This is a genomic window from Mesosutterella porci, assembly GCF_022134585.1.
Taxonomy (GTDB): Bacteria; Pseudomonadota; Gammaproteobacteria; order Burkholderiales; family Burkholderiaceae_F; genus Mesosutterella; species Mesosutterella porci.
The window spans coordinates 1-14,465 of sequence record NZ_JAKNCT010000015.1; the positions used below are offsets into that span (position 1 = coordinate 1).

At 51.4% G+C, this 14,465-nt stretch carries 20 protein-coding genes; 3 read left to right on the plus strand and 17 right to left on the minus strand.

The genetic code is table 11. The features are described from left to right. Positions 1 to 146 precede the first annotated feature (146 nt). Positions 147 to 461 carry a DMT family transporter gene (locus MAF45_RS10460; protein WP_237980475.1) on the minus strand — a complete coding sequence of 105 codons (315 nt, stop codon included), beginning with the start codon at positions 459 to 461 and terminating at the stop codon, positions 147 to 149. A 369-nt stretch (positions 462 to 830) separates the two neighbouring features. Between MAF45_RS10460 and guaB the strand changes: the two genes are divergently transcribed. The 3 genes from guaB to MAF45_RS10475 all read left to right on the plus strand — a co-directional run bounded on the left by guaB (position 831) and on the right by MAF45_RS10475 (position 5,418). Next, a complete protein-coding gene (gene guaB / locus MAF45_RS10465; RefSeq protein WP_237980477.1) occupies positions 831 to 2,297 on the plus strand; it encodes an IMP dehydrogenase in 1,467 nt (488 codons plus the stop codon). Between the two features lie 120 nt (positions 2,298 to 2,417). Then, positions 2,418 to 3,983 (plus strand): glutamine-hydrolyzing GMP synthase, encoded by a 1,566-nt coding sequence (gene guaA / locus MAF45_RS10470; protein WP_237980479.1) that lies wholly within the window; start codon positions 2,418 to 2,420, stop codon positions 3,981 to 3,983. A gap of 232 nt (positions 3,984 to 4,215) precedes the next feature. Further along, positions 4,216 to 5,418: a tyrosine-type recombinase/integrase gene (locus MAF45_RS10475; RefSeq protein ID WP_237980481.1), complete on the plus strand. Its 1,203-nt coding sequence runs from the start codon at positions 4,216 to 4,218 to the stop codon at positions 5,416 to 5,418. Here MAF45_RS10475 and MAF45_RS10480 read toward each other — a convergent pair. The 16 genes from MAF45_RS10480 to MAF45_RS10550 form a co-directional block, all read right to left on the minus strand. Then, positions 5,408 to 5,737 (minus strand): hypothetical protein, encoded by a 330-nt coding sequence (locus tag MAF45_RS10480; RefSeq protein WP_237980483.1) that lies wholly within the window; start codon positions 5,735 to 5,737, stop codon positions 5,408 to 5,410. The genes MAF45_RS10475 and MAF45_RS10480 overlap by 11 nt on opposite strands. Positions 5,738 to 5,868: 131 nt before the next feature. Next, a complete protein-coding gene (locus MAF45_RS10485) occupies positions 5,869 to 6,330 on the minus strand; it encodes an ImmA/IrrE family metallo-endopeptidase (protein WP_237980485.1) in 462 nt (153 codons plus the stop codon). Positions 6,331 to 6,517: 187 nt separating this feature from the next. After that, positions 6,518 to 6,724, minus strand: a complete 207-nt coding sequence (locus MAF45_RS11495) for a helix-turn-helix transcriptional regulator (protein WP_370659319.1) — start codon at positions 6,722 to 6,724, stop codon at positions 6,518 to 6,520. Next, positions 6,717 to 7,073, minus strand: coding sequence for a DUF3310 domain-containing protein (locus MAF45_RS10490; protein WP_237980487.1), 357 nt, complete (start codon positions 7,071 to 7,073; stop codon positions 6,717 to 6,719). Before MAF45_RS10490 ends, MAF45_RS11495 begins: the two co-directional genes overlap by 8 nt. Next, on the minus strand, positions 7,066 to 7,608 hold the full coding sequence (locus MAF45_RS10495) for a hypothetical protein (protein ID WP_237980489.1): 543 nt from the start codon (positions 7,606 to 7,608) through the stop codon (positions 7,066 to 7,068). The genes MAF45_RS10490 and MAF45_RS10495 overlap by 8 nt, the downstream gene beginning before the upstream one ends. A gap of 2 nt (positions 7,609 to 7,610) precedes the next feature. Next, positions 7,611 to 8,036: a dUTP diphosphatase gene (locus tag MAF45_RS10500; protein WP_237980491.1), complete on the minus strand. Its 426-nt coding sequence runs from the start codon at positions 8,034 to 8,036 to the stop codon at positions 7,611 to 7,613. Continuing rightward, entirely contained in the window at positions 8,033 to 8,224 is a 192-nt protein-coding gene (locus MAF45_RS10505; protein WP_237980493.1) for a hypothetical protein, read from the minus strand. The genes MAF45_RS10500 and MAF45_RS10505 overlap by 4 nt, the downstream gene beginning before the upstream one ends. A gap of 2 nt (positions 8,225 to 8,226) precedes the next feature. Next, positions 8,227 to 8,448, minus strand: a complete 222-nt coding sequence (locus MAF45_RS10510; protein ID WP_237980495.1) for a helix-turn-helix transcriptional regulator — start codon at positions 8,446 to 8,448, stop codon at positions 8,227 to 8,229. A 16-nt stretch (positions 8,449 to 8,464) separates the two neighbouring features. Beyond that, complete coding sequence (locus MAF45_RS10515) at positions 8,465 to 8,983, minus strand: siphovirus Gp157 family protein (protein WP_237980496.1); 519 nt, start codon at positions 8,981 to 8,983, stop codon at positions 8,465 to 8,467. A gap of 9 nt (positions 8,984 to 8,992) precedes the next feature. Beyond that, positions 8,993 to 9,529, minus strand: coding sequence for a hypothetical protein (locus MAF45_RS10520; RefSeq protein WP_237980497.1), 537 nt, complete (start codon positions 9,527 to 9,529; stop codon positions 8,993 to 8,995). 52 nt (positions 9,530 to 9,581) lie between these two features. Beyond that, positions 9,582 to 10,241, minus strand: coding sequence for a DEAD/DEAH box helicase family protein (locus MAF45_RS10525; protein ID WP_237980498.1), 660 nt, complete (start codon positions 10,239 to 10,241; stop codon positions 9,582 to 9,584). A gap of 99 nt (positions 10,242 to 10,340) precedes the next feature. Then, positions 10,341 to 11,423, minus strand: coding sequence for a ParA family protein (locus MAF45_RS10530; protein WP_237980499.1), 1,083 nt, complete (start codon positions 11,421 to 11,423; stop codon positions 10,341 to 10,343). 425 nt (positions 11,424 to 11,848) lie between these two features. Beyond that, positions 11,849 to 12,301, minus strand: coding sequence for a hypothetical protein (locus MAF45_RS10535; RefSeq protein ID WP_237980500.1), 453 nt, complete (start codon positions 12,299 to 12,301; stop codon positions 11,849 to 11,851). Position 12,302: 1 nt separating this feature from the next. Next, a complete protein-coding gene (locus MAF45_RS10540) occupies positions 12,303 to 12,794 on the minus strand; it encodes a hypothetical protein (protein ID WP_237980501.1) in 492 nt (163 codons plus the stop codon). A 313-nt stretch (positions 12,795 to 13,107) separates the two neighbouring features. Then, a complete protein-coding gene (locus tag MAF45_RS10545) occupies positions 13,108 to 13,407 on the minus strand; it encodes a hypothetical protein (RefSeq protein ID WP_237980502.1) in 300 nt (99 codons plus the stop codon). Between the two features lie 163 nt (positions 13,408 to 13,570). Beyond that, on the minus strand, positions 13,571 to 14,221 hold the full coding sequence (locus MAF45_RS10550; RefSeq protein WP_237980503.1) for an XRE family transcriptional regulator: 651 nt from the start codon (positions 14,219 to 14,221) through the stop codon (positions 13,571 to 13,573). Positions 14,222 to 14,465: the final 244 nt, after the last annotated feature.

Below are 14,465 nucleotides of genomic sequence, written 5' to 3' on the forward strand. Positions count from 1 at the left end.
GAAGGAGAAACAGGAAACGGTGTCTTGAATGCTGCTGATTACGACAGAAATTTTTTCGAGAAATTGAAAAGCCGGATGCCTAAAATAATTCCGTCTTACATCTGTCCAAGAAATCCATACCAGTTCAGGCCACCCATGCCTTGCTGTCATCCCAGCAGCTTCAGGCCGACTATGCCGCCCACGATCATCACGAGGCATCCAATTTGTCCCAGCGTCAGTTCATCTCCGAAGAGGAGAACGCTCGCGACAATGGTCCCTGCGCTTCCAATGCCGGTCCATATCGCATAGGCGATTCCCAGTGGCAGCGTCTTCACCGCTCCCGACAGAAAATAAAAGCTCGCGATCATGCCGACAATCGTGACAACGCTCGGCACGAGCTTCGTGAATCCCTCGGTGAACTTCAGGCCAACTGCCCACCAGATTTCGCACAGTCCCGCAATGAAAAGATATGCCCAGCTCATAGTCTGCGCTTCATCAGAAAAGTAAAAAAAAAGCACCCGAAACCATGCTTCGTGCCCGACGGCACTGCCTGCGCATGATTTCAGGTGCTTGCGTTCATCCGGCGATGAACGCTCCTGTCTTCAAGGCGAATTGTCTACCAAATACCCCAGGTTTGTCAAAAGGGAGTTCTCCTCGCTATTCGAGCCGCTTTTTACTGCCCGTTTTCCGAGTATCTTGACATCTGCTTTTGAACTTGACAAGCTTATAGCTCCCAATATAAAATACTAAGTTAACCTATAACCGGGTTTCTCGTAGCAGTTCCCCAGCTGATGTCCCCGGTCCCGGCAGTATCCCAGCCAGCGGTTCTTTTTTTTGCGTAGAGGTTAACGATGCGAATCCTTCAGAAGGCCCTCACTTTCGATGACGTGCTTCTTGTCCCGGCGTATTCAAATGTTCTCCCGCGGGAGACGTCCCTGAAAACAAAGCTGACTCGCACCATCTCTTTGAACATTCCGCTCGTTTCTGCCGCAATGGATACCGTGACTGAATCGCGGCTGGCAATTGCTCTGGCAGAGCAGGGCGGCATCGGCATCATTCACAAGAACATGTCTGCGCAGGCCCAGGCTGCAGAAGTCCGCAAGGTCAAGCGTTATGAAGCGGGCATCGTGAACGATCCCATTACCGTCTCTCCCCAGATGACGGTGGGCGATGTTCTGCGGCTCTCCCATGCGCGCCACATTTCCGGGTTCCCGGTTGTGGCTGATGATCGGACGGTTCTGGGCATGGTGACTAACCGCGATCTGCGTTTTGAAGACCGGCATGATGCCCCCGTAACGGATGTGATGACTCCCCGCGACCGCCTGGTTGTCGTGAAGAAGGGCGCAAGCCTCAATGAGGCCAAGGCTCTCATGCACGCTCACCGACTCGAGCGCGTCATCGTGGTGGACGATGACTTTAAGCTGGCCGGTCTGATGACGGTTCGGGATATCGTGAAGGCCTCGGAATTTCCGAACGCCTGCTACGATGCGTCCGGCAAGCTGGTGTGCGGCGCTGCCGTTTCCGTCGGCGCTGGAACTGAAGAGCGCATCGAGGCTCTGGTTGACGCTGGCGTGGACGTTCTTTGCGTTGATACCGCGCATGGCCATTCGCAGGGCGTGCTCGACCGCGTCGAGTGGGTCAAGAAGAATTATCCCAATGTGCAGGTCATCGGCGGCAACATTGCAACCGGTGATGCGGCCCGGGCCCTGGTGGATCATGGCGCCGATGCGGTGAAGGTCGGCATTGGGCCTGGCTCCATCTGCACGACCCGCATTGTGGCCGGTGTTGGTGTTCCCCAGATTACAGCTATTGCTAATGTTGCCGACGCCCTCAAGGATTCGGACGTTCCTCTCATCGCCGACGGCGGTATCCGCTTCTCCGGCGATATCGCCAAGGCCCTCGCAGCCGGCGCGTATTCCGTGATGATGGGCTCGATGTTCGCGGGCACCGACGAGGCCCCCGGTGAAGTAATTCTTTCCCAGGGCCGTACCTTCAAGTCCTATCGCGGGATGGGTTCGCTCGGTGCCATGAGCCACGGATCGGCCGACCGCTACTTCCAGGACAACAATCAGGGCAACATTTCCAAGTTTGTGCCCGAGGGCATTGAAGGCATGGTTCCGTACAAGGGACCGGTTGCCTCAATTATTTACCAGCTGATGGGCGGGCTGCATTCCTCCATGGGCTACTGCGGCTGCCCGACCATCGATGACATGCGCAAGAAGGCCTGCTTCGTGGAGATAACGGCTGCCGGCATGCGCGAGTCTCACGTCCATGACGTGAAGATCACGAAGGAAGCTCCGAACTACCATCAGCAGTAATCTGACCTAAGGTCTGATAGGCTAAAATGACGGGCATCCAGGGCTCTTGGAACAATGGGTTCAAGGGCTGCGGGATGCCCGCTTTTTTGTTTGTGCAACAGCCTCATTGAAAGAGAATTCATGAACTACGACCGCATTTTGATTCTTGACTTCGGCAGTCAGGTGACCCAGCTGATCGCCAGACGCGTGCGAGAAGCCCATGTGTATTGCGAAGTGCACGCTAATGACGTCGGCGAGGATTTCATCCGGAAATTCAATCCAAGCGGCATCATTCTTTCCGGCTCCTATATGAGCGCCTATGAGGAGTCGACGGATCAGGCCAGCCCGGCTGTGTTTAATGCAGGGGTCCCTGTTCTGGGCATCTGCTACGGCATGCAGACGATGGCGGAGCAGCTTGGCGGAAAAGTTGAGCCCGGGACCAAGCGTGAATTCGGTTACGCGGAGGTTCGCGCCCGCAATCACACGAAGCTTCTCGAGGGGATCGAAGACTTCAAGGGGCCGAACGGCGAAGGAATGCTGAAGGTTTGGATGAGTCATGGCGACCGGGTGTCGGAACTCCCGAAGGGGTTTGTGGTCATGGCTTCGACGCCTTCTTGCCCGATAGCGGCAATGGCAGACGAGACCCGGCGCTTTTACGGGGTTCAGTTCCATCCTGAGGTGACCCATACCGAAAAAGGGCGCGAAATCCTGCAGCGGTTTGTTTTGGATATCTGCGGATGCAAGCCGGACTGGGAAATGGGCAATTTTGCGAAAGAGGCGATTGAGGAAATTCGCCGCAAGGTGGGCAAGGATGAGGTTATCCTCGGCCTTTCCGGCGGTGTGGATTCGTCCGTAACCGCCGCTCTCATTCACCGTGCAGTCGGCGATCAGCTCACCTGCGTGTTTGTCGATCACGGGCTGCTTCGGCTCAATGAGGCCGAGCAGGTGCGCGAGACATTTGAAAAGAACATGGGTATGAAGCTCGTGATGGTGGATGCCTCTGAAAAGTTCCTTTCTGATCTCAAGGGAGTGACGGATCCGGAGAAGAAGCGCAAGATCATCGGCCGTGATTTTGTGGAATGTTTCCAGTCCGAAGCGAAGAAGCTGACCGGTGCCAAGTGGCTTGCTCAGGGGACCATCTATCCTGATGTTATCGAGTCTGCTGCCGCCAACACCAAGAAAGCGAAGGTCATTAAGTCGCATCACAATGTGGGCGGCCTTCCCCCCGATATGCACCTCCAGCTGCTGGAGCCGATCCGCGGCCTTTTCAAGGACGAGGTACGCGAGCTGGGGCTTCAGCTCGGGCTTCCGCGGGAGATGGTTTTCCGCCATCCTTTCCCGGGGCCGGGGCTTGGTGTGCGCATTCTGGGCGAGGTGAAGCGCGAATATGCTGATCTCCTGAAGCGTGCCGATGCCATCTTTATTGATGAGTTGCGTGCGGCAGGCTGGTATGACAAGGTGTCTCAGGCCTTTGCGGTGTTTCTGCCTGTTCGTTCCGTCGGGGTGATGGGCGACGGGCGTACTTACGATTATGTTGTGGCTCTGAGATCTGTCGAGACCACGGACTTTATGACTGCCAAATGGTCGCAGCTTCCCTATGATCTGCTCGGCAAAGTCTCCAACCGCATAATTAATGAGGTGAAGGGAATTAACCGAGTCTGCTATGACATCTCCGGAAAGCCGCCGGCGACGATTGAGTGGGAATGATCTAAATTTAACCAGATAGCACCCAATAGCGGGCAGTTAAAGGCATTAAGTTGTTGAAAATGCTTTGAATTGCCCGCTTTATTTATATCAACTCCGATCACTATCGATTAGTTCGAAGCAACAAAAAATCATGGCACGGAAAATGATATAGTTCCTTAGGCGGCCGATACCACGCATGGTTGCATGGTTTCGATGCTAAAAAATCGAATGGTACTCGAAGGAACTGGAAAATATGCTTTCCGATACCAAGATCAAAACCCTCAAGCCTAAGGACAGGCTGTACCGTGTAGCTGACCGCGACGGCCTGTATCTGGCTGTGACGAGGACCGGAGTGAAGTCTTTCCGGTACAACTACAAAATCGACGGGAGGCAGGAAACCATTACCTTCGGTCAGTACCCTGTGATATCCCTCGCTGAAGCGAGAGAGATGCTGCTTCAAGCCAAGAAGGTTCTAGCGTTGGGGCGCTCACCGGCTCGGGAAAAGAAGGCTGCAGCAATAGGAAGGAAAGCCGAAGACACGATAGAGGCAGGAATAGGGGAGTGGATCGAGAAGGCTCAGATGGCGGAATCAACCCGCAGGGCCCGGCGCTACACAATCCGCAGCGTGATCATCCCCAAACTTGGCAGGCTGCACATTTCCGAACTGACCGACAATGACATCCGCAAGGCGATTGAGCCGATCAAAGCCTCTGCGCCAGCCACCGCATTGACTGCCCGGGACATCCTTTCATCCTTCTATCTCTGGCTCAATGAAACCAAGGGCATCCGGATTGACAATCCTGCCCGTTATGTAAAGCCCAGCACAATTCACGTCTTTAAATCCCGTGACAGAACACTTTCGGCTGAGGAGCTCAAAAATTTTCTGCGGGCCCTGGATTACACGCCCATCGCTTCTTCCAACAAGGCCTTCCTCAAGCTTCTGTTGCTGACCGCTGTACGAAAAGGAGAGCTGGTGGGGGCGAAGTGGGATGAGGTGGATTTCGAAGCCGGGAAGTGGACAATACCGTCCGAGCGCATGAAAGGCGGCTTGGCTCATATTGTGTACCTGAGCCGTCAGGCCGTCGATCTCTTCATTGGTCTGCAGTACATAGGGGACGGCGCCTCGGAATACGTCTTTCCGGGCAGGAACGACTCGACGATTTCCATCGTCCCCCAGTCTCCCAACAAGTGGATCAATGACGCTCGCCGGGCGGCGGCAAAGAAGGGGATAGAGATCGCAGCGTTTACTCCTCACGACTTCCGGCGCACGTTCTCAACATTTGCAAACGAGGAGGGATTCAGGCCCGACATCATTGAACGCTGCTTAGCCCACGAGCACCACGACATTCGGGCGGTCTACAACCGGGCGGAATATGCGAAGGAGAGGAAGGAACTTATGCAGTGGTGGGCAGATAAGGTAACCGCAATTGCAACGGAGAGGGCAGTTAATCGGTGATGTTTTTGAGGGCTTCGATCAATTTCGCAGCTGGGGCAGCATCAGAGATCTTTGAGTTTTCGGTTAGTTTTTGAGAAACGGGGAATATTACAGCTTTAATTAAGGCTATCAAAAGAATGGTAGGAATAGAGGCTGAAATGATCATAGCGGTTATTAAAACATGGGGCTCAGTATTCTCGGCCCCGCACAACACCGCTTTTAACGCAAAGAACAAAAGCGCATAGAAAGCAATCATCGCCAGCGCAGTTATCCAAACTATGCAAGTTCTTCCGGCCGAATTTTTCTTTATACGGTCAAGAGACTCTTTCTCAATATCCAACCTGCACTGGCGGAGCTCCAGCTCAAGCTCTGTGATTCTCAGTTAAGCTTGAGATTTTGAATCTATCGCAGAAGTATCGTTAACTATTTCCTTAACGGGGGAGGTTAGGTCGATCTCTTCTTTATTGTCAGTCATAGGAAATAACCTAGTTTCGCCAAGCGAAGATTGAGCGCTTGAGAAGATACGCCGAGAACCTGGCGCAGTCTTACCGGGTCTTTGATCCCTACCTTTTCGATCAGAGCTTTTATCGCTATCGCCGGCATGATCAAATCAGCAGCGAACCTGTTGGCTGCTGCTTCTTTGACAGGGTCGTAGCTCATTGCCCCGCTCGGGAAAACAGTGTTTCTTTCAGCGCTTCCATGCCCCAGGCAATGATGGCCAAGTTCATGAGCAATTGTGAACCGCTGGCGCTCAGGTATTTCTTTTTCGTTGACAAAAATGGTCTTTTTGCCCTCGTCAAGATAGCCGGAGCGGTAGCCAAGATCCTTCTTTACGACTGACAAGCCCAACTTTTCGGCAAAATATTCGGGCTTGATGGGCACCTTCATATCCCAAAACTCTTCCAAGAGAGCTTGAGCAGTATATGTTGTCATATGCCCTCCAAAAAAAGTAAGTGATAAAGGAAAACAACTAAAGAAGGCGGAAAAGCAGAAGGCCCACGAGGAATTCCCCGCAGGCCAGCGCCGGATGGGGGAGTCCCCGTCCCATTACGCTTCCATATTATTTGAATGGAGCATCGAAGTCAAAATAGAATTGTAAACTTTATGTGTCAGTTTAGATCTATTCCACGCAAAAACCGACTTTCTTTTTAAATTCTTCGATGTCTATCTTGCGGTAGCGAAGTACCTTTGTGTTTATTCTTAAAGGCTTAGGAAAGTCAGGATTGTACTTTTCCCACCTGTAAAGCGTAGACCTGCTGACCTGAAACATCTCGCACACCTCCTTCGGGGTAAGAGTCACCTCGAAGTTAATCCCCTGTTTAATCATTTTCCTTCTCCTCCTTGATCGCGGCCTCCAGTTCTTTGATCGCCCAGCTCAGGTTCCCGTCGGCAATGAACTGGAGGGCCTGCCGAATGTTTTCAACGGTCGCTTCCATAGAAACATGACGCAGTGCGATCTCCTCCTCGACCTCAATCCCGGTTTCAATATGGAGCTCCTGAATTCTCCGCAGGTACCAGATCGCTTTCCGCAGGTCGCGCTCGTACTCTCCCTTGAAAGGCGCGCGAAGGATGTACTTGATGGCCGACCCGGCGCAGAAATTCATGCGGTCGATGATGTCTATGACTTCGATCGAAAAGTGCGTGTAGTGCGCAGGATGGTTTACCATATCAGACATAGTTCATCTCCTTGAAGTGCAGGCGAGCGTCCATTTCTTCTTCGGCCCGGTCGTAGAAGGCCGGTGCCTTTGCCATTGCATACCGCTGGCTCGCGATCTCATACGGCTCGAAGTTGTTTAGCAGCGTCTCGTACTGCTCCGCCATGCGGGTTCGGCACAGCTTGAGCTGCGGATACAAGATGCGGCCATGCCGCTGCCAAACGTTAAAGACGGTCTGGAAGGCGAGATTGGCCTCGGCCAGTTTTTCGCGCTCTGCGACTTTCTCGTCCTCTGCATACCAGTTGGTGAGACCACAGGCGAATGTCAACTGAACTTTTGCCAGCCTGAAGTACTCCATGAGGTATGGATCCTTTCCCTTCGAAAAGCGGATAGCTGCGAACGGCTCGAGAAAAGCCAGGCCGAATCCCAGTCTGTCATCGCGGGTCCAGACGCCATTTCCGCGGATCAGGATTTGGGAGAGGGCGGACGCAGCGCGGAGCCCGGCGAGTGTTGAGACTTTGCGGTGCGGCTTCCGTGGTTTCTTGCTTTTCGGCATGATCACCGCCCCGTTGACCCGAACCCACCGGCGCCGCGTTCAGTCACCGAAAGCTTCGTGACCGGGACAACCATCACATCCGGAATAGGAAGAATCATGATCTGGGCGATCCTGTCCCCAATGTGGACGTGCCAAGGCGCCGTGGCGAAAAGCGGCACACCTACTTCACCGCGGTAGTCCGAATCGATGACCGTGGCCGGTTTTAAGACCCCGTGCTTAGCCAGCATGCTCGACCTCGTAAAGATCAACCCCGCGTGACTGCTTGGGATCTCCATCGCAAGTCCTGTACCAACTATTGTTGTTTTACCAATTTCAAGATCAATATCTTGTATTGAGTACAGGCCAAGACACGCTGCGCCATACGAGCCCTTCGTCGGCAGCTTCGCCAGCTCGTTAAGTTTTCGACAGTAAAGAATCACTCCGCTCATGACAAAGCCTCCGACTTTTGAGCTTCAGCCAGCTGCTGCCTGGCGAGGTAAATGATGTTTGTCAGGTTGTCGAGCTGCTTCTCGGATGTGATGCGGATCTGCATCACGATCTCGCCCAGGGACCCGTTCCTGATGAGCAGCTTGGGGTAGCCGGACCCGATCTCGACTGAAAAGTTCATCTCGCACATTTCTATTTGCCTTCTTGTTTCTTTGCTTGCTGATCGAGCCAGGCCTCAACCTCCGACCATTTCCAAAGGGAAACGCGCGGGTTGATTTTTATGGGCTTTGGAAACTTCCCATCATGGACATATTGGAAAATGGTCGAAGGACTCAGGCCGATAGCCGCAGAAAGGTCTTTCATGCGGACGGTAAGCAGCTTCGGTTCTTGCGTTTCTTTCTCTGTTGAAGACATTTGCGCTTCGTCCTTATCAAGAAATCCTTAGTGATTTGCCAGGCGCAGAGAGCTTGGCGCCTGGTACGTCATCTCCAGCTTTCAAATCAGCTTTAAGAAGCGTCTTATTGAGCCGCGGCTCGGAAATCCAGTACTTATCAGGGATCTGAGCCTCGTCGAAAATCTCGACGCTGGGGGCCGTTTTGGCCACGCTGATCCGGAAGTCCGGAGATTCAACCTTCTTGATCCCTTGAGCAGTCATCGCGTCGAGCAGGTACTGCTTGAGGTGCTTGTTGCGATTCTCCAGAGCCTTTCTGCGTTTGTAGATAGCCTCTTCTCGATCCTTCATTTGCTCGATCAGCGCCTGGCTGTCGTCCATAAATGCGGCGACAGCGCAAGCTTTGGCGTTGAATGTGGCCTGGAGCGAGGAGAGTTCCAATTCAGCTGCGGCGAGAGCTTTTTCGTCCTCCACCTCTCCTGTTTCTGCGTCAAAGCAGAGCTGGAGGCGATTGATGGCAGCAGAAAGCTGATCGTTAATTTCGTACAGAGAACTCATGGCCATTCCTTAAAACGGGATGTTTTCGTCAGGTTCGCTAGACGAGGCTTCCTGGATGGGCTCGGAAGTACGAACGCGGAGCGTACGGTCTTTCAGCTTCGCAAGCCTCTTTTCCATCGCTTTTGCCTCGGTAGCTCGGTCGAGGATTTCGGCCGCGGTCATCTTCGTCGTCTTGTCGAAAGGCGTGACGATGTTCATGCTGTACGGGTAGCGCTCGTTGCTGGGATCGTTGATCCTCTGGAGGAGCAGGCCAATCGGCTTGTCGATGAGTTCAGGAAAGCGATCAACAGGCGTCACAGTTCCGTTGCGATTCACATCTCCGCTTACAGATACAACCTCCTTCAGGCGAAGAACTGTCATGATGGCGTCCACAATGGCGCGGTTGAATGTCGCTTCGCCATTGATCTTCTGAACACACATCGAAATGTTGCACCGCTGTCCCTCAACAGACAGGAAGTCAAAATGCATGAACCCAGCGCCGCTGCGTGTTCTGATGAAATAAGCGTCCTTAAAAACGCCCTCATAGGCGCCGCTGATATCAATCATTTGTGCTTTTCCGACAGAGCGAGCGCCCTTAGGATCGAGAGAAAATTTCATTTCATGCTCCTTTAACGTTTGAAGTGATTCCGTAGTAGCTGCATATAGCCGCATCGACTGCAGCAAGGTCGTTGTCGATTTCTGGATCATTGAAGAGTCCCATGGGCGACTTGACGGTGTCTGACCCCGAGTTCTGCGTTGAGAAGAAATAGCGGCCATTGACGACGTGTGTTCTAAGAACTGTGGTGAACAAGCCCTCTACAACAATCTTGTCGTCCAGAAGCTTTCCGAGCGTCTTGATGCGCGTGTTCCCGAACTCGTCCGTTGCTGTGTGAGCAAGGACGTAAACCCGCTTGTCGTGATCGAGATCTGAAGCGGCTTTTGCGATATCGAATCCGGCGCCCCCGATGTCGTTGAACTTGTCGAACGATTTCTCGTTTCTCCGGTTCATGTACATATTCGCTAGGATGTACTGCCAGTCGTCGATCACGATGATGCTGGCCGTTGTCCGGTGCATGGCTTCAATAATCGTCTTCGGGTTGTCGGTTACATAGATGTTTCCGCCGTCTCCCTTGGTTTTGATCTCGTTCCAACCGGTCGGAGGGAAAGGCAGCGGCTTGCGATCTGGCTGGATCAGCAGTGTTTTCGTTGGATCCAGGTTTCTGAGCGAGCACGTCTTTCCAGACCCGCTTTCACCCAAGATCAATGTGGCATAACTCATGTTTGCTCCATAAAAAAATCCGCCTGACTTGCGCCTGGCGGATCTGATGTAAAACTCTAAAATTTTCAACCTACTACAATTTGTAGTAAATTGCTTTGCTTAATTTGTCAGCATCTCAATTATTTTTGCTAGCCTATTAAACTGTTCTCGGAACGAATCCCTGCTGCGCTTCATCGTATCTAGTGCGTAGCCGAATTGTTTTTGCCCAATAATATCTTCGTCAGTAAGTGCAAAAACAGGTTTAGAAAGGCTCTGGCTCATTGCTATAAGTGAATTAAAGTCAGAGATGTGAGCAAGATCATAGGCATTAAGTCCCCCTCCATTTTTAGAGCGGTTGGCATTTAAAACATCCTGAACTGTTCCCCGATCAACTATGCAATCAATTTCTTTTAATGAGGGGATTAAAACGGTATCTATAGCCTTTCTTATCTCATTAATCCATCTGTCAAAGGATTTAGCCGGTTCTTGATTCCTAATGCGGTAGCGCTGTTGAATTGTCCCAAGAAATTGAGGATGATTGGTAAGAGAGGAGCTTGTCCGCCCTGGTACCGATAATTTAAAGCTGTCGATTTCCTGGTGCCATGATTTAATGTGTTTTGATAGTGATGAAATTGCTTGCCAGCAGAAGAAATCCGGTGTCGTTGGCACAATGAAATAGTCGCTTGACATCAGCATTACTTCGTTAATTCCGCCAACATTGGGGCTCATATCGTAAATAATGAAATCAAACCCGTCTCTTTCAGCAAGCGATCTAATTAAACGAGGTAATGCCCCAGGAAGGTTTCGTGTGGCGGGGATGCCAACAGCAATTTTCAAAGCAATACTTACCTGAGAGTCCATATCTGAAATATTCAGGCTCCCAGGCAAAAGATATAAATTCTCATTTTGAGTGGGGAAAAGGTTACCTTTTTCATTCCCTAAAATGTTATCTGGAGTATCCCCGTCGATTAATTGCTCAACAATAGTCTTAAGAGTAAGGTTTGCCCGGCTTCCATAAAAATTGTCAAGTCCATCGCTCATTTTCCCGTAACCCAGAACAATCCCCGTCAGGTTGCATTGAGAATCCAAATCAACGAGAAGTACCTTATAACCGGCGTCCGCCAGAGCCCACCCTAGATTAAATGCGGTCGTCGTTTTGCTGACTCCGCCTTTGTGATTAAATAAAGAAATTGATTTAAGCATTGCCCGGCCTCTTTGTAGGAAATACATTCTGTGTTCGGCTTATCGCCATTAAAACGTGCCACTAATTTTAACGGCTACTAAAGCGCCCACAGATGCCCTCTGTTAAAAGAGCATGTGTTGGCGTTTTGTCCTCCCTGCACTGGTGGAACCTGCCCCAGGCCTATGGCTCAGAAGAGCTTCAGGAAGTTAGCCGCGTGAGGTCGTGCAGCTTGTCACTCGGGCTCCCCGGCATGCCGCTGCCGGATCAGAGCCGTCCGGGGAATTTCACCCCTTGAACTTGCCTTTATCGCAAGCCCTTGTGTCTGGATGTGGTCCAGAGATAAGGGTTCGCTTTTCTCCCTGTGGGATGATTGAGTTTGTAGAGGACCTAGCAAGCTCTCTTAGCTCAACCATCCCTTAGGAGAAATCACATGACAGAAAAAGATTCAAACGCCTTTACTTCCGAAGAGGCTGCCCAGATCATCATTGCTGGTATTGAAAAAGGAGCTATCCATTTCCCGTTCCTCCAGGCGTTCGATCATGAGAAGCTTCAGAGCCTTGTTAAGCAGGACATCGAAATGCGAACTTCCAGTAGAGTTCCGTTCGAGAAGGCAATAAACGAGGCAATAAGCAATCGTTTCGCGTCTCAACTTGGCTTTTTGGCTCGAATGGATGCCCTCTACCTTCTCTGTCTCAGGCAGATGCTTGTCACCGGACTTAAGGATGAAGAAGCCAAGAGGATCGTCGATATGGCCGCCAGTCAGTTCATGTAAGTCCTTGAGAACGTCAATCAGGTGGTTTGTTGTCGATCCCCACCTGTGAAAAGACTCAGTGCCGTTCTTGAGCTCGGCCGCCCAGATGTCGCGGGCGGCCTCAGCGGTGATCTTTTTGCCTTCCATCTCACCACTCCTTCCTGTTTCCATTGGTGAGCCCCTCTGTGAGGTAAAGTTCTTGGAGACCAATCCTTATTTCCCTCACAGAGGGGGTGCAGCAATGCTCAATTTCATCAAAGCCATTGAGCCGTTTTTCACTATCATTTCCGCCATAGGAGCCATAGCTACGGCCTATTTCGTCTTCACGGGGCTGGGTTTGAACAGGCCAGATATTTGGATTCACAGCACCGGAATGGTTTCCTCCGATGTTGGGAAAAGGAATCGCCTTTTCTTTGTTGTTCTTTCTGTAAACCGCGTGCCGCCAAACTTTGTGATCAAGAAAATCACAATCAAAGGGTGCAAAGTGTTCCCCGAGATCGATCCAGGCAGGCTCTCCGAGAAAGACATTGAACGAATGCAAACGAGCTCCACGGGAAGCCTGACGATTCATAACCTCGACAGAGTTCAGAACCTGCAGGTGTTTTTTATCCCGCCAGAAAACTGGAATGGCATTATTCATTTGGTTCTCCTAGGCTCTTATCTGACGCGCATGAGCTTTGACGTAAGGTTCCGTGACTTTTTTTCAGAGTTCTAGAAAGCTCATCAATTGAAGCGCTTAGCGTGAGAAGGCCGGACCCGATTTGCACTGAGAGAAACACAATGGCCACGCAAATCGCAATGCCAGTCAACGAAAGAAAAAATGCCGTCATCTCAGACCCCCGCGATCGCCCGCAGCGCCCAGAGCACCCAGCCGCCGACGGTGAATGCTCCAATGACCGCGAGGACGATCACCGATCCAAAAATGAAATCGTCTTTCATGTCTGGCTCCTCTCTCAGATGCACCGGGCCGTTTTCGCAAGCGCCCTGTCGAAGCCGAAGAGCTCCAAAAGATCGGCTCTGGTGTTGTTGTCCGGGGCGACCCCCTGCCCCTTGTCGAATGCGGACATGTTCCCGTGGTCGTCAGTGAAAACCACTTGGGCTTCCCATGTGTGGCACGGGATGTTCTTGTCTCCGTAGGTACAGGCCTCGTGCCTGCGGATGAAGACAATCTTGGTGCCCTTGCTGGGGAAAACCGCGAAACAGCGTTCCATTTTCTTTTCCTCTTTCCACTTCGCCTCGATGAGGTCTTTCATGTCTGGCTCCTTGCTCCGAGCCGAAACGGCTCGTGTAGCTCGTGTATTAACTAACAACACGAAAATTTCTTTGTGATCTGAATGCTAACACAATGTTAGCTATATGTCAAAAAAAAACGCCTCTTGAACTAACGAGGCGTTATTTTGTTTCGGAGAGCGAAGTTTAATGTGGGTGCCACAATTTCTTTGGAACAATAGCTAAAACCGGGTGGATTGATTTTACTTTTTGTTTGGGAATAATGACATCTTTATAAGCATCATTTACCGACCCTAAATATAAATAACCATCTCTCCAATACAAGAATCTTTTTACCATAGCTCTCGAAGTGGTGTCTTGCACAACCACTTCGTCTCCGGGCATGGCTTCTATAGACGGTTCGGCGACCACAAACTCTCCCGGGCGAATTCGCGGGAGCATTGAGCTTCCCTCGCACCGCAGCGCATAAGCGTTTGGATCTTTGCTTTGTAGCCTTATATAGCCATCTGGATCATCATAGAAGGAAAAGTCGGCGAAATCGTTGTCATCCCCAAGCTGTGCCCTTCCAACAACGGGAATGTGCCCAGAGAGAACCACTGGGATTGCACTATTTGGCACCTCTTCGGCCCTGCCGAGAAGAACATCTATACCAACTCCCAATACATCGGCGGCTCGCGGAAGTCGATCGGCAGGTATTCCTCGTCGCTTCCAGTTAGACACATACGACGACTGAACTCCCATTAGCCGTGCAAACTCTGCTGCTTTAATGTTCCGTTCTTTTAATAGCGAAACAATCTTTTGCATTACCGCCCGACCTTCATTTATTGGAATAGACATTTTGGCTCACTCCTTGTTAGTAATTTTAACGGAATGACGCAACAATATGCCTAACAGTGTGTTAGAATATTCGACATAACAAATTGTTCGGCTATCAAAATGACAGATGAAGAGCTCATTAAATTCCTCGGGGGGCCGTCGGCCGTAGCTCGACACCTTGGGTTTACCGGGAAAAAGGGGGTGACGCGAGTGTGCATGTGGGCAAAGCGTGGAATCCCCGCAAAAGTAAAACTTGAAAATTTAG

Bases quoted from the DNA above. Each gene is read 5' to 3' on its own strand.
- MAF45_RS10540 (WP_237980501.1), bottom strand. From the start codon at position 12,794: ATGAATAATGCCATTCCAGTTTTCTGGCGGGATAAAAAACACCTGCAG.
- MAF45_RS10520 (WP_237980497.1), bottom strand. From the start codon at position 9,529: ATGATTGATATCAGCGGCGCCTATGAGGGCGTTTTTAAGGACGCTTAT.
- MAF45_RS10515 (WP_237980496.1), bottom strand. From the start codon at position 8,983: ATGAGTTCTCTGTACGAAATTAACGATCAGCTTTCTGCTGCCATCAAT.
- MAF45_RS10530 (WP_237980499.1), bottom strand. From the start codon at position 11,423: ATGCTTAAATCAATTTCTTTATTTAATCACAAAGGCGGAGTCAGCAAA.
- MAF45_RS10545 (WP_237980502.1), bottom strand. From the start codon at position 13,407: ATGAAAGACCTCATCGAGGCGAAGTGGAAAGAGGAAAAGAAAATGGAA.
- MAF45_RS10550 (WP_237980503.1), bottom strand. From the start codon at position 14,221: ATGTCTATTCCAATAAATGAAGGTCGGGCGGTAATGCAAAAGATTGTT.
- guaB (WP_237980477.1), top strand. From the start codon at position 831: ATGCGAATCCTTCAGAAGGCCCTCACTTTCGATGACGTGCTTCTTGTC.
- MAF45_RS10475 (WP_237980481.1), top strand. From the start codon at position 4,216: ATGCTTTCCGATACCAAGATCAAAACCCTCAAGCCTAAGGACAGGCTG.
- MAF45_RS11495 (WP_370659319.1), bottom strand. From the start codon at position 6,724: ATGATTAAACAGGGGATTAACTTCGAGGTGACTCTTACCCCGAAGGAG.
- MAF45_RS10485 (WP_237980485.1), bottom strand. From the start codon at position 6,330: ATGACAACATATACTGCTCAAGCTCTCTTGGAAGAGTTTTGGGATATG.
- MAF45_RS10460 (WP_237980475.1), bottom strand. From the start codon at position 461: ATGAGCTGGGCATATCTTTTCATTGCGGGACTGTGCGAAATCTGGTGG.
- MAF45_RS10505 (WP_237980493.1), bottom strand. From the start codon at position 8,224: ATGTGCGAGATGAACTTTTCAGTCGAGATCGGGTCCGGCTACCCCAAG.
- MAF45_RS10500 (WP_237980491.1), bottom strand. From the start codon at position 8,036: ATGAGCGGAGTGATTCTTTACTGTCGAAAACTTAACGAGCTGGCGAAG.
- guaA (WP_237980479.1), top strand. From the start codon at position 2,418: ATGAACTACGACCGCATTTTGATTCTTGACTTCGGCAGTCAGGTGACC.
- MAF45_RS10525 (WP_237980498.1), bottom strand. From the start codon at position 10,241: ATGAGTTATGCCACATTGATCTTGGGTGAAAGCGGGTCTGGAAAGACG.
- MAF45_RS10510 (WP_237980495.1), bottom strand. From the start codon at position 8,448: ATGTCTTCAACAGAGAAAGAAACGCAAGAACCGAAGCTGCTTACCGTC.
- MAF45_RS10495 (WP_237980489.1), bottom strand. From the start codon at position 7,608: ATGCCGAAAAGCAAGAAACCACGGAAGCCGCACCGCAAAGTCTCAACA.
- MAF45_RS10535 (WP_237980500.1), bottom strand. From the start codon at position 12,301: ATGGAAGGCAAAAAGATCACCGCTGAGGCCGCCCGCGACATCTGGGCG.
- MAF45_RS10490 (WP_237980487.1), bottom strand. From the start codon at position 7,073: ATGTCTGATATGGTAAACCATCCTGCGCACTACACGCACTTTTCGATC.